We start from the raw sequence: 19928 nt of genomic DNA on the forward strand, positions 1-19928 counted from the left end.
TTGGCACAACACCACACAGTGGATACGGTCTTGGATTCGAAAGAATGATCCAATTCGTTACCGGTATGAACAACATCCGCGATGTAATGCCATTCCCAAGAACTCCTGGGAATTGTGAGTTCTAAAATCGTTGCAGCACCTGCATTCGTTGGGCATCCAGCTTGATCAGGATGAAAAGCAATATCGTAAAAGACCAGAGGCTGGAACCTCCATAACTGATAAAGGGAAGAGGTATTCCGGCCACTGGAAATAACCCTATGGTCATGGCAATATTCACGGTCATATGAAAGAAGATGACGCTGGCCACTCCATATCCATAAACCCTCGCGAATGACCCTTTTTGCCTGTCCGCAATGGCCAGGACCCGCATCAGCAATAGTCCAAACATGACCAAAATAAAAGTGGTCCCTAACCACCCCTGTTCTTCTCCTATCGTACAAAAAATAAAGTCGGTAGATTGGGCAGGCACAAAATCAAACTTTGTCTGAGTACCTTGTAAAAATCCTTTCCCTGTGAACCCTCCGGAACCTATGGCAATTTTCGACTGAGTGGTATTCCAGCCAACCCCCAACGGATCAAGATCAGGATTTACTAATAATTGAACCCTACGTTGCTGGTGTGGTTTCAGTACGTTATTCAGTACAAAATCCACACTGAATACCGTCCCGATGAAAATGATAGTAATTCCGACGATCACGACTATCCTTTTGATGTGCCGTACCGAGAAGGCAATTCCTAATAAAGCCAGCACAATAATGGCAATGAGCAAGGCCGTTTTTGCTACCAATAACGTCAACAGAAAAATGACAATAAACAATACAGGTGCAATCAAAAACCAAGGTGACATTCCTTCCCTGTAAAGCACTAATACCAGACTCCCAAATACCATGGCCGTTCCCGCATCCCCCTGAAGGACAATCAATGCTGCAGGAAAAAGGAAAATGGCTGCTGCCTTAAACAGGTTCGAAAACTCCTTGAGGTTGGGATTATTGGATAAAAATTTAGCCAAGGCGAGGATGCTCGCAAATTTGGCAAACTCTGAGGGCTGCAATCGAAAGCTGCCCAGCTCAAACCAGGACCTGGATCCTGCTACTTCTCGCCCAAAGAAAAGGACCAGTAGTAGTAGGACAATAATAACGCCATATATTACCCAGGAAAACGTTTCAAACATTTTTCCATCCAGGACGAAAACACCTACAATTATCGCGATGGATGATAAGATCCAAATGAATTGTTTACCGGCATTTTGTTCGAGATTGAAAATACTGCTACTAGTCGTGGTATCATAGTCCGCTGCATATATGCTGAACCAGCCTCCAAGGACCAACACAGCATAGAGGGCTACAGTAAGCCAATCAATTCTCTTCTGTAGTTTTTCTCCTCGCATCAAAAAAGAAATCTCCTTTCAAAATAAAGTCTTCCAGATAGGGTCTTGTAATCTCACCGCGAACATGCTTCTCAATGAGTAAACTCGCTGTTCCGGCAGCTGCTCTTCCTCCCTGACCAGCATTCTCGACATAGACAGCAATTGCAATCTTCGGGTCGTCTTTAGGGGCAAAAGCCATAAACCCTGAATGATCCGGATAGGGCGGATTTTGAACGGTACTGGTTTTGCCACAAATGGCGATATCGGGAATATATGCCCTGATCCCTGATCCCGCCTGAATCACTCGTTCCATCCCTTCAATAACTGGCTCATAATGTTCGCTTTGAATACCTAGATCATTTCTGTTTGATCGGATAACAGAATCCGCCCCAATTTTTCGGACAAAATGGGGTGTATAGTAATAACCACGATTAGCCAAAATAGCACCGAGGTTGGCCATTTGGATAGGTGTCACCAGCAATTCTCCCTGACCGATGCTCAATGAATAGATATTAGAGAATTTCCATCTATTCCTTCCGTAAACACGATCGTATACATCTATACTTGGAATCGAGCCCTTCTTTTCATCCGGCAAATCGAGACCAAGCTCAACGCCCAGACCAAATTTCCTGACATACTGTGCCCAACTCTCCAGCCCAATTCTTGAGTCAATAAAGGCACTTTCATGCTCTCCTCGCTGAATCAATCTTCGAAAGACCTTATAGAAATAATTATTAGAAGAAAACTGGATAGCCTTAGGAATGTCATAATAACCTGTAGGAGCCAGGTCTCCGATCAATGTGTTATCAGAATAGATCTGCTCTCTCGGATAGGTCACTTTTTCTTGCAACGCAATGAGTGATTGCACCGTCTTGAACATAGAACCAGGAGGATACATGGCCTGGACAGGTCTGTTGAACAAAGGCTTTAGAGAATCGCGATTTAGGCTCAGATAATTCTGAGAGAAATCCCTTCCGGTAAGTAAAGAGGGGTCATAATTCGGACTGGAAACGAACGCAAGAATTTCTCCGGAAGAGGGCTCAATAGCCACCACACTTCCTACTTTTCCGGCCATCAAAAACTCCGCATATCGCTGAAGCTCCAGGTCGATGGTAATTTCCAGGTCCTGTCCAGGTTCAGGAATGGTGTCGAATTGACCTTCCCGGAAATCGCCCTCAACGATTCCCCGAACATTGACCATCTTGTAACTGACACCTCGCTTTCCTCGCAAAACAGGTTCATATTCTCTTTCCAGTCCGGAAATACCAATATAATCCCCGCCTCGATAGTAGTTTGCAGTATCCGCTTTCAATCTGCTTGCACTGATTTCACCTACGTATCCAAGGGTATTTCCCAGAGATTGGATGGCATAAGCCCGGTTGGTTCGTGTCTCCACGCTCAGTCCCCGAATTGCGCTCAACTCGTCCTGAATTTGAGCAAACTGCTCCGGAGGTATTTCCTCCTCAAATACGGATGGCTTGGAATATGAAAATCTCCGGCAGCGTGCATATTGTTCCGCAAACTCCCCAGGCTCCAAATCCAGCAATGCTTTCACTTTGGTAGAATCAGCCAAATCGAAATCGCGGGGGACCATTACCATACTATAAATCGGTGCATTATAGGCAATGAGTTCACCATTACGGTCTCTTATCAACCCTCGATAAGGATATTCGATTCGCTTCTGAACTATGTTGTTTTCCGCAGCAAGCTTGTAAGTGTCATTGGTAACCTGAATAGAAAATAGCCTCCCGATCAAGATGAGGATGATCAAAATGATTATGATCCTAACAGCTATCCCCCTTTCATTCATAGTCTTCGGGTTTTTGAGGACAGTAGAAAATTACTTGAGAGAAATAGGGTAGCTGTTAGCAGGGTGCTAAAGAATGCCCGTTTCAATAACAATCCGAAAGCACCAAAAGAACCATGCTCAATCAGAAAGACCTGAAAATGATGAATAAAAATCAAAGGCACAGCATACGTGATCATGGACCTTAATCCGAAGTTAAAGATACTAACCCGTGCATCTTCTTCAGGCGCGCCAACGACCATGGTTAACCAGGGCTTATGCAGTACTGCCAGCACTATACATGCAGAAGCATGTATCCCCGGCGTATTTGAGAAAATATCTACCAGCAACCCCGTCCCAAATGCCAAAAACAACATCGTCAATCGATCAAGCCCCAGTGGCAACACCAACATAAAGCTCACATAGAAAAAGGCAAAAGCAGCATCAAACAAGACGAATCGATGCAAGACGGGGAGTTGCAAAACGACGTAAATCAAAAAATAGATGACTTGCTCTCTCCCTACACTTCTCATAACTCATCGATTATGATGGATTCGATACTATCTTTTTCGGCAATGGCCTGATTGATGATTACATGGGCATAACTCAAGGAAGAAAAATCCACGCTGAGTCTGGCTGTTGCTCTATAAAAGGGAGACTCCTGTGTCAATTCCAATTCCTCGATCACTCCTATCAGCACTCCAGGAGGAAAGACGCCATTATAGCTGGATGTCTCAATGGTATCCCCTGCAAAAAGAGGAATATGCCTGGGAATATCTTTTACATTAATGGTCAACGGATCATTCGTTTCCCATTGCACACGACAAAGTGTACCTGTTCGCTTGACTTGACTACTGATCATCACTCCTGGATTGAGGATAGAAACCACCGTGGTAAAGTTGTCGGATACGGACTTTACGCGACCTACCACTCCCTTTTCACCAACGACACCCATACCAATGGCGATCCCCTGATCCTGGCCCAATGCCAGCGTGAGAAAGTTAGCACTTCGCAAATAGGTTTTATTGATCACTTTCCCGGGGATAACTTCATAGTTGGAAGCGATGATCGGTGGAATGGTCTTTTCGTAATTCAGTTCCGCGAGCTGTCTTCTCAATTGCGCATTTTCTAATGCCAATTGATCATTGATCTGGTCCAGTTCAAAATAATTCGTGCTATTCTGAGAAAACTGATTCAATGAACCACTCAGGAAATTGCTTGTATTGAAGAAAGAAGCGCTGTAAAATCTATTGGTAGAAACTATCATCAGGAAACAAAGTACCTGCAGCACGAAAAATACGGCTGCTACTCTGTACCTGTATAGGAAGTTGAAGAGACTGTTCATTTAAGTCATCAACACGGCTTTATAGTCTGCAACACTTTTCAGGGCACTACCGGTACCACGTACTACTGCTCTCAATGGATCTTCAGCAATGTGAATAGGCAATTTGGTTTTTAAAGCGAGGCGCTTATCCAAACCTCTAAGTAAGGCTCCACCCCCCGTAAGGTAAATACCATTATCGTAGATATCTGCCGATAATTCCGGTGGAGAGATCTCTAGTGCCTTCAGCACTGCCTCCTCAATCTTGGATACAGATTTATCAATAGCAAACGCGATCTCAGAATATGAGATTTTGATTACTTTCGGAATACCGGTCATCAAGTCACGACCTCTGATCTCAAAATCATCCGGCGCCTCGTCTAACTCAGTCATCGCCGAACCTACCTCAATTTTTACGCGCTCGGCTGTCCTTTCACCAATCAGTAGGTTGTGCTGTCTGCGCATGTAATCGAGAATATCCTTGTTAAATGAGTCTCCGGCAACTCGAATAGACTGGTCACATACGATTCCGGATAGTGCAATTACTGCAATCTCCGTTGTTCCCCCTCCGATATCTACGATCATCGAACCAATGGGCTGGTCAATATTGATTCCTATACCGATTGCGGCGGCAATGGGCTCATGGATCATATAAACTTCCTTGGCCCCTGCGTGTTCCGCGGAATCCCGAACCGCACGTTTTTCTACTTCAGTAATACCTGATGGAATACAAATTACCATTCTGTGAGAAGGTGTGAAAAAACGATTGCCCATGTCAATCATTTTTATCATTCCCCTAATCATCTGTTCAGCAGCATGGAAGTCGGCAATAACTCCGTCCTTTAGCGGTCGAATGGTTTTTATATTTTCATGTGTTTTTTCATGCATTTGCATGGCCTTGGCACCAATAGCAATCACTTTATTAGTAGCACGGTCGAGCGCAATTATGGAAGGTTCATCAACAACAACTTTTCCCTTATATAAAATCAGTGTGTTTGCAGTTCCAAGATCGATAGCGATATCACTGGAAAAAAAATCAAAAAGACCCATTTAGATTATAAAAATTGGCGTGTAAATCGTTTAAAAAATGTTCTATGAAAAAACTCTAATTAGGGAATAAAATTACACCTGCTTAGAAAAATGTCAAAAAATGTGAAAAAAGCATTGACTTCTCTTCCTCTGCGATTTTACTCTTGTCACAGAGCACAGATTACACTAAGCTGATTTGGAGAGATAGCATGAAAGAAAAGATCCTGATCAACGATCTAGAAACCAGACCAAGCCAAGAAACCGACCTCCTGAAGTTGTTAGAGAAGGACGACCAAAAAAAGGTCAAAGGCGGCTCGCCTGTGGTGGATTTAAGTCGTTGTCAATTTGAAGTTATTAAAGAAGGGTATAGCGTCGTGCGTGGGCGCCGCGTGCGGGTTGTTGCGGTTCGGTTTATCTGTTAGCGATGATTATGACGGCTACCATAGCAAAACATCATAGTTATGTCAAAAGTCTTTTTTCTCAGTCGTGGGCGGTCGATTGGCAGCAATAAATTGACCGGAAACCCTGGCTAATTCCTGGTCTTCGGTTACCTGGCACTGCACCGACCTCTTTCCCTTGTAAGACTTTTTTGACAAATGTGATTCCGTAAGAGAAACCCTAGCTAGGAGTTTGCTACAAAGCGTGGCACCTAGTTGGGGTTTTGTGTTTGGAGACGGGAGTGGGGAATCGGGAATCGGGAATCGGGATTCATCGGAAACTGACAGAAGAGGGACGTGTAAAGGGAGCGCGAAAATATTGATAACGGGCAAGATGCCCATTCTACAAATATTGATCACGGGCAAGATGCCCATTCTACTTGCACTCAACGGGCAAGATGCCCATTCTACTTGCACTCAACGGGCAAGATGCCCATTCTACACTATTAAAATCATCCCCCATTTATACAACACAAAAATTCCCCCCATCTCCCCATCTCCCCATCTCCCCATCTCCCCACACATCCCACCCTCCCCATCTCCCGACTCCCGTCTGAAGCCCCTAGTAATTGTTACCTAATTTAACCTTTACCTGTTCCATTAAGCCCCTAGTAATTGTTACTTAATCTGACTTTAGTGTAACCCTTATTTGATTCGATACCCCTGTAGAAAATACCTAGTAATTGTTACCTACTCTGAATATGGTGTACCCCTTATTTAGCTAATTGTGAAGGCTTTATAAATCGCTGTAGCCCTTACATTATAAGGCTTTGATGTTGTAAATAATTAAAAAAAAATGCGTAACTAAATAAAAATGTGAAAAAAGCCTTGACTTCTTTTCCTATCCAATTTACAATACACCTTCTTAACATTACACCGGCTTAAAAAAATAAAAATTATTAAATAGAAAGAAAAATGTGAAAAAAGCCTTGACTTTTCTTTCTCTGCGATTTTATTCTTGTCACAGAGCACAGATTACACAAAGCTGATTTGGTAGGAAAGAAAAGATCGAGATCCATGATCTAGAAACCAGACCAAGCCAAGAAACCGACCTCCTCAAGTTGTCATACGACGACCTCAAGGACCTCAAAGGGGTATGTGGGGGGGGATGGAGCAAGGGGTGTGGGTTCGTGCAAGTTCTGCTGGTTTGACAACGTAGACGGCTAGAATCATAGCAAAACATCGACCTTATGTCAAAAGTCTTGTTTATCAGTGGTGGGCGGTCGATTGGCAGCAATAAACTGACCGGAAACCCTGGCTACTTCGGGGTCTTCAGTTACCTGGCACGCCACCGACCTCTTCTTTCCCTTGTAAGACTTTTTTGACAAATGTTCCGTAGAGGAAACCCCAGCTAGGAGCCTACTACCCCAATGGCACCTAGTTGGGGTTTTCTTCTTTGGTTTGTAGCGATCGCAAAATCCTTTGTATTTTCTCGCGCATTCGTCTAAGCTATTTCCCAACTGCAAAAAAGCCGGATGCCATTGAGTTAACCCATCCGAGGTGAGGCGTTCATAGCTGCCGTAGTTGCTGAAATCGTAGAAAAAGCTTTGACGCATTCTTGCGGCTTTCGGGTTGCCGTGAATATAACGAAGAGTATTCAAAGCTCTATCCCGGTCTGTCGGGGGAAACCCGTCAGCATAGTAACGTTTTTCCCAAAAATGCCCTGTACGTTTGAGCATTCGGTTGAAGCACATGGCTGTGTACCAGTTGAGGAAGTGCATAATTTTGGGTAAATCAGCACCACAGACCGGTTCAATCAGATAATGGACGTGATTCGACATGATACACAACCCTAATTTAAAGTCATATTTCAACAGCGCCTTTTTAATGGCGTAGAGAAAGACCTCTCGGCATACTCGTTGTGATAATTTAAATTCACGATTGTTGCAACGAGTAGTAATGTGATAGGAATAACCATCTTTAAAGTTACGGGGGAGTCTAGGCATTTTTGTGCTATGTCTTAGACAAGAGTAAGAGTAGGAACGGGCAAGATGCCCATTCCACCAAACTGAACGGGCAAGATGCCCATTCTACACAATTAAAATCATCCCCCATTTATACAACGCCAAAATTCTGGCGTTGCTGAATCAAGGAATGAATGCGCGATCATCTGGTTTTGGTCAAGCCCCCTAAATCCCCCGAGCGAGGGATTGCTCGCTCGGGGGACTTTGAAAGTCTTGTTCCCCCCAGAATTGGGGGGCTAGGGGGGCGAAACCATACCCAAAATCAGCAACGCCAAAATTCTCCCCGACTCCCGACTCCCGATTCCCGATTCCCGACTCCCTACTCCCTACTCCCTACTCCCTACTCCCAAAACCTCAAAGTCGTGTTCTAGGACGCCCCAAAGTCGTAATATAAACAACCGCTTCATCAACAGGAATACCCAAAACCTCATTTACCTGGTCATCAAAGAAGCCACCAATACCACTTACTCCTAAACCCAAGTAAATCGCTGCTAGATTCAGCCGCTGTCCTAGATGACCAGCATCCATGTGCAAGTAACGGTAAGCGCGATCGCCTAATCGAGCCACTGCTTTTTGTAAGTCTGCCGTGTGGAACACCACTGCTCTGGCATCTCGACCCAAATCTTGCCCTAAACACAGAAAATGCAATTCCTGCCGGAAGTTTTTAAAGCGAATTTGCCGCAATTCTTGAGCGTTAGGCGCATAATAATAGCAGCCTTCTTCTAGATCATTTACCCCAGATACTGCTATAAATGTTTCGATTAAACTTAAATCAAAATAATCTGGTGTTCCATCTAATATCAAATCCGGGTGTAGACTTATTGTATAGAGTGAGTCGGGAAAGATCTATGCCCAAACGGCTGAGCCTATTACCTCATCTTAGTTGTGAGGAATTGGAAGAACGGTATCGTCAAGCCAGTGATGCTGTAGAACGCAGCCAATACCAAATCCTGTGGTTGCTGGCAAAAGGTAAGCAGACCGAAGAGGTGCGAGAGGCAACAGGGTATTCATTGCGCTGGATACGGGTGATTGCCAAGCGCTACAACCAACAGGGGGAAGCCGGGGTAGGTGATGGTCGGCATCATAATCGTGGAGCCGAACCTTTACTCGACGAGATTCAACAAGCCCAACTCCTACAAGCTATAGAAGCCCCTGTGGATGAGAGCGGGTTGTGGAATGGTCGTAAGGTAGCTGATTGGATGAGTCGAGTGCTCGACCGTCCGGTTGCGCCTCAACGAGGTTGGGAATATCTCAAGCAGATGGAGTTTCGGCTACGGCTGCCCCGTCCGGAGCATCAACAGCAAGATCCCATCAAGCAAGAAGCCTGGAAAAAAAACTGCCTGAGCGAGTAGAGCAGTTACAGCAGCAGCACCCGGGGGCAGAGATTGAGTTGTGGGCGATGGACGAACATCGAGTTGGACTCAAACCTATGGTGCGCCGCCTCTGGGTTCCCTGGTGGGAAACCCCTATTGCCAAAGTGCAGTGGCGCTATGAGTGGGTTTGGGTATGGGGTTTTGTGCATCCAGCTTCGGGTCAAACCTATTGGTGGTTGTTACCGAGAGTAAACATTCAACTGTTCAATCAAGTCCTGGCTGACTTTGCCCAACATTTCAGCTTAGGCCAAAATAAACACGTTATTTTAACTGTTGACCAAGCCGGTTGGCACACCGGTCAGGATATCGTGCTACCAGAAGGATTACATTTAGAGTTTCTTCCCCCTTACTCCCCTGAGTTGCAACCTGCAGAACGTCTTTGGTCAATCTTGGATGAGCCGATTGCTAACCGAACCTTTGAGAACATCTTTGAGTTAGAGCAACTTCTATGTAATCGGTGTTGCGTACTACTAAAACAGCCTGAGTTGATCCGGGGACTCACCCATTTTCACTGGTGGCAGGATGCCAAGGCTTAACAGTAACTATTTAGCCGGATTTCATATAACCCCTGCTCAATGTAATGCTGAGGTTGGTATGTAAAATCCAAAAGAGCTTTTAGCTCCTCCAAGGTCAGATTAGCTGCACTATAAGCTCGGGTAGAGCGTCGTTTTAGAATAGTATCTAAACATGCTTTCGGTACATTACCTGAGCTGGTTAACTCCCCCCAATCTATGGGGTTTGTAGAAGTTGAAACTTTATCACAAAACGGAAAGTTGTACTTGTCTTCTAACTGGTCGTCAATTTTTGTACTCTTTGAATTATTACCTTTAGCCTTCCAATCACCACCCTGCTTAATTTCCGTAGCGCGGTGCAAATACCCCAATAATTCTCCATCTGGAATGTCTGGGTAATTAACCTCAGTAGGAGATGCTAACACAGTTGGGGCGATGGGCAAGTTTTGTTCAACTTTGAGCTGATCGGCCAGGGGAATTACTGCGATCGCTCCTTCTTGTTCCAGGTCTAGATAAAGCAGTTCATTAACTTTTTCATCTGCAAACCCACCAATTAGGTGAGGTCGGTAATCACTCAAAGCCCCAGCTAACTCAATATTACCTAGCAGATGACCAGTGTCTAGAAAAATTCTGCGGTATGCCCGGTCTTCATAGCGCCAGGCGGAGCGATAAAATACCGCTGTAGTTACAATAGCGAGTTCCGTACTCTCCAAAACTGGGTGCCAGAAGCAAGCCTCTTGCAGTGTACTCCAAACGTCACTCTGCCAAAAATGAACTAGAGAATGGGTAAGACACTGATAGTTGTACAGTCCTGATGGTAATACGGGAGTACCACGGGAAATCAAATAAACTTCAGCTGGGTATAAGCCACCAGCAGAGGGAGCTGCCCTCAGATAAAGTGGTGGTCCCATTGTCTCCAGCCTAGCCGTCAAACCATAACTACACAGTAGTAACTGGGACAGCCGCCACCAAGTCTTACTCGGTTCAGAGGTAAACTGCTCCCGGTCTTGTGAGAAGTATGGTTTGAGGTCAAAGTTAGTCCCAACTTTGTAGTCTTTAAAAGGTATCGGCTGCTTCTCCCAGTCTAAGCCCTTATTTTTGGCTGATATGGTTTCTGGAGCATATTTGGTGCGCTCGTGGTAGTGCTGAGCGATTGATACTGGCAGTTGTGACATCTTAGTTGCAACAGAACAGGAAGCTTTGCTTAATATCTTTACACCAATAGACTTCTTGCAGTTGTCGGGAACAGGGAATAGGGAACAGGGAATAGGGAACAGGGAACAGTGGACAAGAATTTACGTAAACACTATCAGAAAAATACTTTTGCAAGAGGTCTAATCTAGACTTATACTTCCTGGATAGCTCCCGACCTTGACCACTAGGCAGTTTCCCCAGTGGCTCTCCCTGCTGATAACATCACTTTTTTCTGTTTGATACCTTGAGCGGTCAGCTATCACCACTCAGCAGCTACTCCCTGCAAAATCTTATCACTGTTCCCTGTTCCCTGTTCCCTGTTCCCTACCTTTACCGATAAAATAAAAACTTCATAACAAAAAAAACTTATATTGTCAAGTATTTTTATTTTTACGTAGCAAATGTTCACAAATATTAAAAAAGAATTATAATTAACTGTGTAAGGCGCTACAAAGTTATACCTTTATAAAATAATTAAGCATAAATACGCATTGACATTATTTTATAAATTGGTATTGGGCGGCAAAAGCTGACCTATCTATAGCGCAATGAAAAAGATTGGTGGATCGGAGTTACTTGAACAATACGCTAGGGGTAGACGAGACTTTAGTGGAGTAGATATCAGTGAAGCTGACCTGTTTGAAGCAGATATACAAGCAATTGACCTGAGCAGCAGCAATCTTAACAAGACTTACCTGCCTTACTCTAATCTAAGTCAAGCCAAGTTGCAGCAAGCTCAACTTCAAGCAGTTCAGTTAAGTGATGCCCAACTCTACCAGACCAATCTCTCTGGGGCGGATCTTCAGAATGCCAATCTGTTCAGAGCAAATCTACGTCGTGCTAATTTACAGGGGGCAAATCTCGCTGGTGCCAATCTCCAAGCAGCGGACTTGAGGGACACTGACCTTAGCCATGCCAATCTCAGCCATGCCAATTTGAGTAATGCTAACCTGAAAAGAGCTATCCTTACTAAGGCTCAGTTGAGGGGTTGCAACTTATTTCGAGCCGAGAACGTCGATATTTGTGATGCCTACTTGGATAGTTCGACGATTTATCCTGATGGGCATAGAGCTGATGGCTCTGAGTGATCAAACACCTATCCGTTATCCACCAATGACTTTATCAAGACGTCACTTCTTTGCCTTAGCCAGTGCTAGCACCGCCAGTGTAATTCTGGCATCCCCGTTGAAAGAGGTTTTTGCCAAGAAGGCTCTTGGTAAAGCATTTCGAGGTAAAGGCTTCGGTTCACTTCAGCCAGACCCTAATCAATTATTAGACCTGCCAGCCGGATTTAGCTATAAAATTTTATCCCGCACAGGTGACACCATGAGTGATAGCAATTTGGTGCCTGGTAGACCCGATGGCATGGGTGCTTTTCCTGCACCGGGAGGCAATACTGTCCTGGTGCGCAATCATGAACTTAGCCCCCATCAACTGGATAAACATGGATTGGTAGCAGTAGAGTATATCAAGTATGACCCCATGTGTCTGGGTGGGACGACAACACTAGTAGTGGGAGCCAATGGTCAACTGGTCAAACAGTACACTTCCCTTGCTGGTACTGAGCGAAACTGTAGTGGTGGACCAACCCCTTGGGGTTCATGGATTACTTGTGAAGAAAGCACCGTTACTCCCACCACTTATCCGGCAGATGACCCCAGAAGTGTTTCGATGAAGCACGGCTATAACTTTGAAGTGCCCATTACCGGTGAAGTGGTTCAAGCGGAGCCTCTAGTGGCAATGGGTCGTTTTAACCATGAAGCGGTTGCAGTAGATCCCAAGACTGGGATTGTTTATCAGACTGAAGACAGGATGGATGGTCTGTTCTATCGCTTTATTCCCAAGCAACCAAGCAACTTAAAAGCAGGGGGTGTACTGGAGGCATTAAAGATCCAGGGAACATTTCAGAAAATCACTGTTAAAAACTTCCCTGTCGGTAAACCCATGGCAGTAGAATGGGTTCGGATTGAGGATGTAGACCCGGAAGAAGATACTGTGCGGGTGGAAGGTTTTGCTAAGGGAGCAACCCAATTTACCAGGGGAGAAGGGGCATGGTACGGTAATAATGAGGTTTACTTTACCTGTACTAGTGGTGGTTCTTTAAATCCAAAGACTGGATGGGCCAATGGAGCTGGTCAAGTCTGGCGCTATGTTGCTGGTAGCAATCCCCAAGAGGGTGGCACCATTGAACTGTTTATTGAGTCCCATGACCGCAGCTTACTAGAACACCCAGATAATGTGACCATTAGTCCTTCTGGAGATCTCATCCTCTGTGAAGATGGTGGTGGTGACCAATTCCTGGTTGGGGTCAATCCTAAAGGTGAGCTTTACCAGTTGGCACGGAATGCCCTCAACAGCAGTGAATTTGCTGGTGCTTGCTTCTCACCCAATGGTCGGATCATGTTCGTAAACATTCAAGAGCCTGGTATCACATTTGCAATTCAAGGTCCTTGGGTTTAGAGTATACAGGGAACAGGGAACAGGGAACAGGGAATATGGTATCAAAAATTATCACAATTCATTTATGACCCCTGTAGCATTATTTCTAAATTGTTGTGTCAAGATGACAACCGTTATTCTAAAAATTATCAGCTTTATTTCATAGTTTTGCTCTCATAAAGATATGAGAGTTTTTTTTGTAATTATAGCGGTTTTAAATTAGGTAAACTACAAATTTTTTGATTTTAGGGAACAGGGAACAGAAAAAAAACTGTTTATCTCATTAGGCTGGAAAACCCTATAATGATTACTCCAATTAAATTGGCTTTTGTCTAACAGATATAAAGTAATTTTGGGATGTTATAGCGATCGCTTAACTGGTTCTCAATTATTTTAAAATCAAGGGAGGTTCAATGTAAACTATTTATGGGCTTGGTGAAATAACAACGTAAGCATTCAGCACTCAGCCGTGAGCTAAAAGCTCACGCTGCGCGAACAGCCGTCAGCTAAAAGTCCAAGTAACTCAGCATTATTCCAATGCTTACCTGTTTTCTTCAAAAGCTGTTCGCCTAGCGTGCGTGGCACAGGCTTTGGCCTTTGGCCACGCTGTGCGAACGAAGCTGGGACGAACGCCCATTAGCTGATAGCTGATAGCTGATAGCTGAATGCTTACATAACAACTAAGCCTATTATCTTGTATTACAAAAGTGATCCATTTCCGGACTTCTGCGGCGAAGTCTATTGATTACTTTCCAAAGATAGGGATCCGTGTCGGAATTGTGATAATTTCGTTCACTACTCCCTACTCCCTACTCCCTACTCCTTACTCCCTGTTCTCTTCAAAATAACTAATGACTACTACCAACTCTTGGATCACTCGCCCAAAACCAAATCCTAAAGCCCCCCTGCGCCTATTTTGCTTTCCTTATGCTGGTGGTGCTGCTTCTAGCTTTCGCACTTGGCCAGACCAATTGGCACCGGATATCGAAGTCTGCCCAGTGGAACTCCCTGGACGGGGCAAGCGACTGCGGGAACCCCTGGTTACTGGTATATTGCCCCTGATTGAAACCCTAACACCAGGTTTACTGCCCTATCTCGATATCCCCTTTGCCTTTTTTGGTCACAGTCTCGGAACAATAATCAGCTTTGAATTAGCCCGTCAACTCCGCCGCCAGGAAGCCCCGAGTCCTCGACACCTGTTCATTTCCGGTCGCCGCGCTCCTCAAGTACCTGCTCGAAAACCTCCCCTTCATAACTTGCCCAAGTCTGAGTTGATCGAAGAATTGCGTCTATATAATGGCACACCAGATACTGTGCTAGCAAACCAGGAGCTAATGGAGCTGTTTCTACCGATCCTGCGAGCGGATTTCGGGATGAACGAAACCTATACCTACACTAGCGAACCCCCACTTAATTGTCCGATATCTGTTTTCGGAGGTTTGGAGGATACCGACGCCAACAGTGATGAGCTTGCGGCCTGGGGTGACCAAACCAGTAGCACTTTCACGATACACATGTTTCCTGGTGGCCATTTCTTTATTAATAATGAAAAGGAGTGTAATCAGCTTTTGGAGCTGATCACAAAGTTTGCGATCGCGCATAGGTGATTCCTTGAGTTTTTCCTTGAAATCCCCATCTGGTGTTCCCGTAGCGGAGGCCGTAGGCCACCGCGAGCGGGGAGCAAAAGCCTTTGACCAGCTTTTAAGGGAAATATGGCTAAACAATTACCAACCTATGAACGGATTTTTGGATAAATTGATTTCCAAAAAGGCGATGAAGCCCGTTCAGTTTATTCTCTTGCTTCTATCTTGATGATTTGGTGAAGTGCGATAAATTAATGAGCGATTGGCTAAAAAGATTATCAAAAGCCTGACACAAGAAAATTAAATGGGAATAAAATAGCGCGAGCGGGTTGGAAGGGTGATCTCTGTTGTCGGTTGGGTTGAGTGCATACGCTCTTGTAGGGTAGGTTCGATTACACCAGATCTCTCAAGACATTTATTGACCGAATATCACTGAACGCACCATCCCACCCAATAGATCTTGAGATCTTGTAGCATTTTGAGAAACTAGGGATTAAGCTGCTATTTCTACAAATCCGACTTGGGTTTGAGGTTGAGGGATTTTTTCTCCTTTTTCGACCAAAACTTCCAGATAAAGTGCGATCGCCTCTTTAACATTTTCTTGGACTTCTTCCAAACTGTCACCAATACTAACACAACCGGGTAAATCTGGCACAATTGCCCCCCAGTTGGTATCGCCTTTTTCATAAATTACTGCATATTTTTTCATTGTTCATCTCCTAACTGTGCTTGTTTCCAAATTGCACCTAATGTTCCGATGGGTATATCATCACTTAGCTTACCTGGAACTACTACAATACCTGGCTTTTGAGGATGAGATAAAATTCTATGACTTCCCCGCATTCTTACTTGATACCATCCATCTTTTTTTAATCGCTTAAGTACCTCTTTAACTTTCATTCAGACAGTTTTTCATAATTTTAATCGAATTATATCTAGTTGATATTGTTAGACAATCACCCTATTTTAACTAATTAATCTGATTTTAGTTTCATGTTTTTCAAAGTATCTACAGATTCTTGCTTCGTCATTTGGCTTTGACGAAATAAACGAAGGATTTGTAATAAATAATTGTAGAATCTGTTCGTCGGGATTTTTTTCTATTTATAATAATATATCGTCACGCCAATCAGTAAGCGCACGTGTTAGCTCAGAACTCGAATGATTCATGATTCATCTCCTCAAGATCGAGAGTATTAATTTGTTCGGGCTTTACAATTTGTTGCACTTTTATATTATAGTGCGTACGCGATCTTGTGCGGTGGGTTGAGGAAATGCTTTAGTAACGCACCCCCACACTTTGCTAGAATGCAGCTAAGAAGCAAAGGTTGGGAGGAAAGTAGGTCGATGACAAAGGTAGTTATCCCTTAACTCAGAATTAGAAGCACTACTGCGTGAATATGCTGCTCAGCGAGGTCAAGATGTTAGCTTGGTTGCGTCCGAATTGCTGGCTAGTGTCTTAGAGTCGGAGGTGGAAGATTCACAGGAGGCTATAAAGGGCATTCAAAAAGGACTGAATGATTTCCAGGCAGGTCGATTTCGGTCTTTCCATGAGTTTGCCCAAGAGCAGCGTCGCCAGTACAACCTGCCAGTCGATTCATGAAATACTCTCTTGAAATTTCCAGTGTGGCAGAGGCGGAAGCCGACAGCGCCTTCCTACGTTTATCCCAAGTCACATCTCCTACCCAGGCTAGCCTTTGGTATTCTGGATTGCTACAAGCAATCGAATCTCTATCGCAATTTCCAAAACGTTGTCCTAATGCAAGAGAGAATAAGTATTTCAGTCAATAAATACGACAATTACTCTACGGTCGGGGACGTAATTCATATCGAATTCTTTTTACCATATTGGAAGAGCAAGAAGGAGCGACCGTTCGCATTCTACACATCCGGCACGCATCACAGCAAACCCTAGGTGAAGAACTAGGCTGATGCCAATTGGCTCGTAGCGATCGTCCCTCTTGTAGGGTGCCTTCCTTGAAGCAATCTGCTGCTTCACCCCACGATTATGAAGAACGCACCACCCAAAACCCTTGATTTTCATGCTTGTTACCCTAAGATTTTCTCTTATATTGTAAGTTACCATAACAAAATCGGACTCATAATGCGATCGCCCGTAGGTTTGGATGACCAAAAAAAAGTTAATTTCTGTTACATTTCTGGTGTATGTAACTCTGACTAGCTAAAAATGAAAGCAATTACGAGTAATCAAGCCAAACACCAATTAGATAAACTAATCGAGCGGGTCATTCTTGATGTAGAACCAACTATATTATGTAATGATCAAGGAAAACAAGCTGTTTTAATGTCTTTAGATGAATTTAACTCTTGGCAAGAAACACTATATTTATTATCCAATCCTACCAATGCCGAACATCTCTTAGAATCAATTGAACAAGCTAAATCTGTAAAAAAGTCAATTAAACAATTAATTTATGAATTAAAATCACTTTTACCGAAGCATATTGGTCTGACTATATTTGGCTACAAGAGAATGATAAAAGGCTGTTAAAAAGAGTTAATTTACTGGTTTACGAGGACCTCAATTCATCAGGTTGACTCAAAGGGGGGATAATGTTGAGGCACGAAACCCAACAATCACGGGCTTTTGCGTAACCTTTCTGATCCTGCACTGGACGGACTGGCGTACGCTTAGTTCGTAACCGTTAGATACCTGCCGCCAGTGAGCTTGAACCTTAGGGTCCCTCACCTCGATTAACTCATAAATTTCTGGAGGATGGGGCTGGCGCACCACGCAGCATCCCTTCTGTACTCAAATCCTCGTCCTCGGTCGCTCCAGTGGATGCCATAACCACCACCGCAAACTTCCCAATTTGAACGTTGATCTGGTGTGGCGTTAAGTAGCCTTGGGTACCAAACTAGAGGTACGGTAATTCTCCGCCCATCCATTAAATCAACACTAATGGTTTCTTCAGTAAAGTAGACATTCTTAACTCTCTCATCCGCTCGAATTGCCAAAATACCCATACCAAGCCTCTAATAGATTTTTCTGATTTTCCTGGACTATCCCTTGCAATTTCCGAAGTTCCTTAGCACTGAAACCAACATTGCTAGCTAGACTGACTGGTTCCAGCCAGAATTTAGCAGATGAAGCATCACGGTCAATATGGATGTACGGTGGTTCATTCGGTTCATGACTGTAAAAGTAGAAACGATTTGGACCGATCCGTAAAATTGTTGGCATAATGGAATAATTCTAACACTATGCTGGTTACCATGTCTTGAACTTTGGCTTGCAGGATGCGCGATCAAGTCGTCTGGTACTGCGTACGCTCTTGTAGGGTGGGTTCGATAACACAAGATCTATCAAGACATTTATTGACAGAATATCACCGAACGCACCATCCCTTACTGGGCTTCATTCATTTTTAATTTTTAATTTTGAACTTTGAATTAATCACTGAATCTTGCTAATAATTCCTCACGGGATAGCTGAGATAACTGTAATATTAAAGCGGAAAATTATTGATTAGATAAGGACAGCATTGGTTCAATAATACCTCTCAGTTGGTCATCAAGAGAATTAAACCTCACTCTCAACAAGTTTTCGATAATCGCAGTGCGCTCCATCCTCAGACCCTGCTGCATACCTTGTTGTATACCCTGTTGTATGCCTGACTGAGTAGCAGCTTCTAATTTTTCTAATAAAAGTGGTGATAAGCGCATCAATTTTCTCTCTGTCTTGCTCTTATAATTCTGTACTTACTTCTAAGTTACTACGCTCAGAAGATAACAACAATAACGTATTTTACCGAAATTGATTTGTTTCTGGCAGTGCTTCTAATTCATCAATGGCCTGTTGTTGGACCCTGCCTCTGCCTAACATTCTCAAGCATAGAGTGTCTAATGTCTTTGGTAATTTATGTATTACGACTAATCCTGTGCGATCGTGTTATACTAAGAGCATCCGTTAGGATCAGAAGGTAAATTAACCGACAATGCAGACCTTACCTTAAAAATGGCATCCTACTCCCTTAACTTGCCGCTTCAACTTCAAGAAGAAGTAGAACAATGTGCTTTGCGTCAAGGCATTTCCCTCGACGACTTTATTTTATGGGCAGTGGCTGAAAAAGTTGCTGTTCTCAAGCATCAATTCCATGACCCAAGCTTTCCCCACATCACTTATCGTCAAGGAGCCAGTGGTCACCCCGTCTCAGTCATTCGTGGGACAGGGATTCGAGTCCAGACAATTGCGATCGCCACCCACCAATGGGGAATGTCTGCCAAGCAGCTGGCCGAGGAATATGGGTTAACTGAAACTCAAATTAACGACGCACTAGGGTTTTACAGCGCACATCAAACCGAAATTGACAGCGCGATTGTAGCTGAACAAGAGAGCGAAGTAGCCAATGTCTAAACTTCGGCAACACCAAAGATGCGGACACGTCCATCAAAGCCTTACAATCAGCCCTAACCGTTCGTGGTCATGATGTTACTCGGACTCCCAATGAATGGATAGCCAAAGATGCAAGTGATGAAACCCAACTTTTGAAGGCAACGGCTCAAGGGCGATGTATTTTTACATTCAACATCAAAGATTTCTCCGCTTTAGCCATACAATACCCAGAACATCATGGCATTATTCTGGCGGCTCAAAGCAGATGGAACTTATCCGACCTGATTAAGGCACTCGAGCGTTTTCTTTTAGAGACTCAATCAGAAGATTGCTTAGGGCAAGTTCGTTGGTTGAATCAATATCGCCCTATTAGCCGTGATGATTAATGGTGAGTACATGAAGGGGAATATATCTGGTTAATCACATATGCTCAAAGTAGATTGTAGGGTGGGCACTTGTGCGATAATCTTTGTTAAAATCCTAGATTTCCAAACACAAGTGCCCACCATTATAGGCAGGGCTATTTCATTCTAATTGTAATCGGAATATGGTATAAAGAGCGCGCAA

At 44.0% G+C, this 19928-nt stretch carries 22 protein-coding genes and 7 pseudogenes; 14 read left to right on the plus strand and 15 right to left on the minus strand.

Annotated elements, in window-relative coordinates:
• The coding region (locus BJP37_RS43220; RefSeq protein WP_143727949.1) for an amino acid--tRNA ligase-related protein at window positions 1-125 on the plus strand (125 nt) is incomplete at its 5' end.
• Here BJP37_RS43220 and rodA read toward each other — a convergent pair.
• The 5 genes from rodA to BJP37_RS03550 all read right to left on the minus strand — a co-directional run bounded on the left by rodA (window position 122) and on the right by BJP37_RS03550 (window position 5523).
• On the minus strand, window positions 122-1387 hold the full coding sequence (gene rodA / locus BJP37_RS03530) for a rod shape-determining protein RodA (protein WP_075896519.1): 1266 nt from the start codon (window positions 1385-1387) through the stop codon (window positions 122-124). The genes BJP37_RS43220 and rodA overlap by 4 nt on opposite strands.
• Window positions 1356-3176: a peptidoglycan D,D-transpeptidase FtsI family protein gene (locus tag BJP37_RS03535; RefSeq protein WP_075896521.1), complete on the minus strand. Its 1821-nt coding sequence runs from the start codon at window positions 3174-3176 to the stop codon at window positions 1356-1358. Before BJP37_RS03535 ends, rodA begins: the two co-directional genes overlap by 32 nt.
• On the minus strand, window positions 3173-3685 hold the full coding sequence (locus BJP37_RS03540; RefSeq protein ID WP_075896523.1) for a hypothetical protein: 513 nt from the start codon (window positions 3683-3685) through the stop codon (window positions 3173-3175). Before BJP37_RS03540 ends, BJP37_RS03535 begins: the two co-directional genes overlap by 4 nt.
• Window positions 3682-4350: a rod shape-determining protein MreC gene (gene mreC / locus BJP37_RS03545; protein WP_075896525.1), complete on the minus strand. Its 669-nt coding sequence runs from the start codon at window positions 4348-4350 to the stop codon at window positions 3682-3684. Before mreC ends, BJP37_RS03540 begins: the two co-directional genes overlap by 4 nt.
• Window positions 4351-4497: 147 nt before the next feature.
• On the minus strand, window positions 4498-5523 hold the full coding sequence (locus tag BJP37_RS03550; RefSeq protein ID WP_075896527.1) for a rod shape-determining protein: 1026 nt from the start codon (window positions 5521-5523) through the stop codon (window positions 4498-4500).
• A 188-nt stretch (window positions 5524-5711) separates the two neighbouring features.
• On the opposite strand from BJP37_RS03550, the gene BJP37_RS03555 reads away from it, so the two are divergent.
• Window positions 5712-5924: a hypothetical protein gene (locus BJP37_RS03555; protein ID WP_075896529.1), complete on the plus strand. Its 213-nt coding sequence runs from the start codon at window positions 5712-5714 to the stop codon at window positions 5922-5924.
• Window positions 5925-5966: 42 nt separating this feature from the next.
• Here BJP37_RS03555 and BJP37_RS03560 read toward each other — a convergent pair whose 3' ends face one another.
• On the minus strand, window positions 5967-6281 hold the full coding sequence (locus BJP37_RS03560) for a hypothetical protein (RefSeq protein WP_143727453.1): 315 nt from the start codon (window positions 6279-6281) through the stop codon (window positions 5967-5969).
• A 25-nt stretch (window positions 6282-6306) separates the two neighbouring features.
• Between BJP37_RS03560 and BJP37_RS35540 the strand changes: the two genes are divergently transcribed.
• Window positions 6307-6519: a hypothetical protein gene (locus tag BJP37_RS35540; RefSeq protein ID WP_143727454.1), complete on the plus strand. Its 213-nt coding sequence runs from the start codon at window positions 6307-6309 to the stop codon at window positions 6517-6519.
• A gap of 613 nt (window positions 6520-7132) precedes the next feature.
• Here BJP37_RS35540 and BJP37_RS03565 read toward each other — a convergent pair.
• On the minus strand, window positions 7133-7885 hold the full coding sequence (locus tag BJP37_RS03565; protein WP_075896533.1) for a transposase: 753 nt from the start codon (window positions 7883-7885) through the stop codon (window positions 7133-7135).
• Window positions 7886-8037: 152 nt separating this feature from the next.
• Between BJP37_RS03565 and BJP37_RS38360 the strand changes: the two genes are divergently transcribed.
• Window positions 8038-8274 carry a hypothetical protein gene (locus BJP37_RS38360; protein WP_158069391.1) on the plus strand — a complete coding sequence of 79 codons (237 nt, stop codon included), beginning with the start codon at window positions 8038-8040 and terminating at the stop codon, window positions 8272-8274.
• On the opposite strand, the pseudogene BJP37_RS03570 reads toward BJP37_RS38360, so the two are convergent.
• A pseudogene (locus BJP37_RS03570) lies at window positions 8258-8704 on the minus strand (SagB/ThcOx family dehydrogenase); the annotation flags it as partial. The gene BJP37_RS38360 and the pseudogene BJP37_RS03570 sit on opposite strands and share 17 nt — an antisense overlap.
• 47 nt (window positions 8705-8751) lie before the next feature.
• On the opposite strand from BJP37_RS03570, the pseudogene BJP37_RS34170 reads away from it, so the two are divergent.
• Window positions 8752-9812: pseudogene (locus BJP37_RS34170) on the plus strand (IS630 family transposase).
• 26 nt (window positions 9813-9838) lie between these two features.
• Here the strand turns inward: BJP37_RS34170 and BJP37_RS03585 are convergent.
• Both BJP37_RS03585 and BJP37_RS38365 read right to left on the minus strand, forming a co-directional pair.
• Window positions 9839-10963: pseudogene (locus BJP37_RS03585) on the minus strand (SagB/ThcOx family dehydrogenase); the annotation flags it as partial.
• A 1-nt stretch (window position 10964) separates the two neighbouring features.
• Window positions 10965-11117 carry a hypothetical protein gene (locus BJP37_RS38365; RefSeq protein WP_158069392.1) on the minus strand — a complete coding sequence of 51 codons (153 nt, stop codon included), beginning with the start codon at window positions 11115-11117 and terminating at the stop codon, window positions 10965-10967.
• 413 nt (window positions 11118-11530) lie between these two features.
• Between BJP37_RS38365 and BJP37_RS03590 the strand changes: the two genes are divergently transcribed.
• From BJP37_RS03590 to BJP37_RS03600, 3 genes are all read left to right on the plus strand, one after another.
• Window positions 11531-12070: a pentapeptide repeat-containing protein gene (locus tag BJP37_RS03590; protein ID WP_075896537.1), complete on the plus strand. Its 540-nt coding sequence runs from the start codon at window positions 11531-11533 to the stop codon at window positions 12068-12070.
• A 25-nt stretch (window positions 12071-12095) separates the two neighbouring features.
• Window positions 12096-13442 carry an alkaline phosphatase PhoX gene (locus tag BJP37_RS03595; protein ID WP_075905720.1) on the plus strand — a complete coding sequence of 449 codons (1347 nt, stop codon included), beginning with the start codon at window positions 12096-12098 and terminating at the stop codon, window positions 13440-13442.
• Between the two features lie 830 nt (window positions 13443-14272).
• Window positions 14273-15028 carry a thioesterase II family protein gene (locus tag BJP37_RS03600; protein ID WP_075896539.1) on the plus strand — a complete coding sequence of 252 codons (756 nt, stop codon included), beginning with the start codon at window positions 14273-14275 and terminating at the stop codon, window positions 15026-15028.
• 469 nt (window positions 15029-15497) lie between these two features.
• On the opposite strand, the gene BJP37_RS03610 is transcribed toward BJP37_RS03600, so the two are convergent.
• Both BJP37_RS03610 and BJP37_RS03615 read right to left on the minus strand, forming a co-directional pair.
• Entirely contained in the window at window positions 15498-15713 is a 216-nt protein-coding gene (locus BJP37_RS03610) for a type II toxin-antitoxin system HicB family antitoxin (protein ID WP_075896543.1), read from the minus strand.
• Entirely contained in the window at window positions 15710-15904 is a 195-nt protein-coding gene (locus BJP37_RS03615) for a type II toxin-antitoxin system HicA family toxin (RefSeq protein ID WP_075896545.1), read from the minus strand. Before BJP37_RS03615 ends, BJP37_RS03610 begins: the two co-directional genes overlap by 4 nt.
• Before the next feature lie 490 nt (window positions 15905-16394).
• Between BJP37_RS03615 and BJP37_RS03620 the strand changes: the two genes are divergently transcribed.
• The 4 genes and pseudogenes from BJP37_RS03620 to BJP37_RS44850 form a co-directional block, all read left to right on the plus strand.
• Window positions 16395-16607 carry a hypothetical protein gene (locus tag BJP37_RS03620; protein ID WP_075896547.1) on the plus strand — a complete coding sequence of 71 codons (213 nt, stop codon included), beginning with the start codon at window positions 16395-16397 and terminating at the stop codon, window positions 16605-16607.
• A pseudogene (locus BJP37_RS44845) lies at window positions 16604-16936 on the plus strand (type II toxin-antitoxin system RelE/ParE family toxin). Before BJP37_RS03620 ends, BJP37_RS44845 begins: the two are co-directional and overlap by 4 nt.
• 256 nt (window positions 16937-17192) lie before the next feature.
• Window positions 17193-17456, plus strand: a pseudogene (locus tag BJP37_RS03630) (type II toxin-antitoxin system Phd/YefM family antitoxin); the annotation flags it as partial.
• Window positions 17444-17536, plus strand: a pseudogene (locus tag BJP37_RS44850) (Txe/YoeB family addiction module toxin); the annotation flags it as partial. The pseudogenes BJP37_RS03630 and BJP37_RS44850, both read left to right, overlap by 13 nt.
• Window positions 17537-17724: 188 nt before the next feature.
• Here BJP37_RS44850 and BJP37_RS03640 read toward each other — a convergent pair.
• The 3 genes and pseudogenes from BJP37_RS03640 to BJP37_RS35550 form a co-directional block, all read right to left on the minus strand.
• A pseudogene (locus tag BJP37_RS03640) lies at window positions 17725-17992 on the minus strand (DUF2442 domain-containing protein).
• A complete protein-coding gene (locus BJP37_RS03645; protein WP_075896549.1) occupies window positions 17964-18209 on the minus strand; it encodes a DUF4160 domain-containing protein in 246 nt (81 codons plus the stop codon). The pseudogene BJP37_RS03640 and the gene BJP37_RS03645 overlap by 29 nt, the downstream one beginning before the upstream one ends.
• Before the next feature lie 278 nt (window positions 18210-18487).
• Window positions 18488-18691 (minus strand): hypothetical protein, encoded by a 204-nt coding sequence (locus BJP37_RS35550; protein WP_143727456.1) that lies wholly within the window; start codon window positions 18689-18691, stop codon window positions 18488-18490.
• A gap of 292 nt (window positions 18692-18983) precedes the next feature.
• On the opposite strand from BJP37_RS35550, the gene BJP37_RS03655 reads away from it, so the two are divergent.
• Together BJP37_RS03655 and BJP37_RS03660 are read left to right on the plus strand one after the other, a co-directional pair.
• Entirely contained in the window at window positions 18984-19382 is a 399-nt protein-coding gene (locus BJP37_RS03655) for a DUF433 domain-containing protein (RefSeq protein WP_075896551.1), read from the plus strand.
• 98 nt (window positions 19383-19480) lie between these two features.
• A complete protein-coding gene (locus BJP37_RS03660) occupies window positions 19481-19747 on the plus strand; it encodes a DUF5615 family PIN-like protein (RefSeq protein WP_229415549.1) in 267 nt (88 codons plus the stop codon).
• Window positions 19748-19928: the final 181 nt, after the last annotated feature.

Source organism: Moorena bouillonii PNG, assembly GCF_001942495.1.
In the GTDB taxonomy this organism is placed as follows: domain Bacteria; phylum Cyanobacteriota; class Cyanobacteriia; order Cyanobacteriales; family Coleofasciculaceae; genus Moorena; species Moorena bouillonii.

What these genes read in the sequence shown, in the direction of transcription:
- rodA (WP_075896519.1), bottom strand. Translation starts at nt 1,387, where the DNA reads ATGCGAGGAGAAAAACTACAGAAGAGAATTGATTGGCTTACTGTAGCC.
- BJP37_RS03535 (WP_075896521.1), bottom strand. Translation starts at nt 3,176, where the DNA reads ATGAATGAAAGGGGGATAGCTGTTAGGATCATAATCATTTTGATCATC.
- BJP37_RS03540 (WP_075896523.1), bottom strand. Translation starts at nt 3,685, where the DNA reads ATGAGAAGTGTAGGGAGAGAGCAAGTCATCTATTTTTTGATTTACGTC.
- BJP37_RS03550 (WP_075896527.1), bottom strand. Translation starts at nt 5,523, where the DNA reads ATGGGTCTTTTTGATTTTTTTTCCAGTGATATCGCTATCGATCTTGGA.
- BJP37_RS03555 (WP_075896529.1), top strand. Translation starts at nt 5,712, where the DNA reads ATGAAAGAAAAGATCCTGATCAACGATCTAGAAACCAGACCAAGCCAA.
- BJP37_RS03560 (WP_143727453.1), bottom strand. Translation starts at nt 6,281, where the DNA reads ATGGGCATCTTGCCCGTTATCAATATTTTCGCGCTCCCTTTACACGTC.
- BJP37_RS35540 (WP_143727454.1), top strand. Translation starts at nt 6,307, where the DNA reads ATGCCCATTCTACTTGCACTCAACGGGCAAGATGCCCATTCTACTTGC.
- BJP37_RS03565 (WP_075896533.1), bottom strand. Translation starts at nt 7,885, where the DNA reads ATGCCTAGACTCCCCCGTAACTTTAAAGATGGTTATTCCTATCACATT.
- BJP37_RS38360 (WP_158069391.1), top strand. Translation starts at nt 8,038, where the DNA reads ATGCGCGATCATCTGGTTTTGGTCAAGCCCCCTAAATCCCCCGAGCGA.
- BJP37_RS03590 (WP_075896537.1), top strand. Translation starts at nt 11,531, where the DNA reads ATGAAAAAGATTGGTGGATCGGAGTTACTTGAACAATACGCTAGGGGT.
- BJP37_RS03595 (WP_075905720.1), top strand. Translation starts at nt 12,096, where the DNA reads ATGACTTTATCAAGACGTCACTTCTTTGCCTTAGCCAGTGCTAGCACC.
- BJP37_RS03600 (WP_075896539.1), top strand. Translation starts at nt 14,273, where the DNA reads ATGACTACTACCAACTCTTGGATCACTCGCCCAAAACCAAATCCTAAA.
- BJP37_RS03610 (WP_075896543.1), bottom strand. Translation starts at nt 15,713, where the DNA reads ATGAAAAAATATGCAGTAATTTATGAAAAAGGCGATACCAACTGGGGG.
- BJP37_RS03615 (WP_075896545.1), bottom strand. Translation starts at nt 15,904, where the DNA reads ATGAAAGTTAAAGAGGTACTTAAGCGATTAAAAAAAGATGGATGGTAT.
- BJP37_RS03645 (WP_075896549.1), bottom strand. Translation starts at nt 18,209, where the DNA reads ATGCCAACAATTTTACGGATCGGTCCAAATCGTTTCTACTTTTACAGT.
- BJP37_RS35550 (WP_143727456.1), bottom strand. Translation starts at nt 18,691, where the DNA reads ATGCGCTTATCACCACTTTTATTAGAAAAATTAGAAGCTGCTACTCAG.
- BJP37_RS03655 (WP_075896551.1), top strand. Translation starts at nt 18,984, where the DNA reads ATGGCATCCTACTCCCTTAACTTGCCGCTTCAACTTCAAGAAGAAGTA.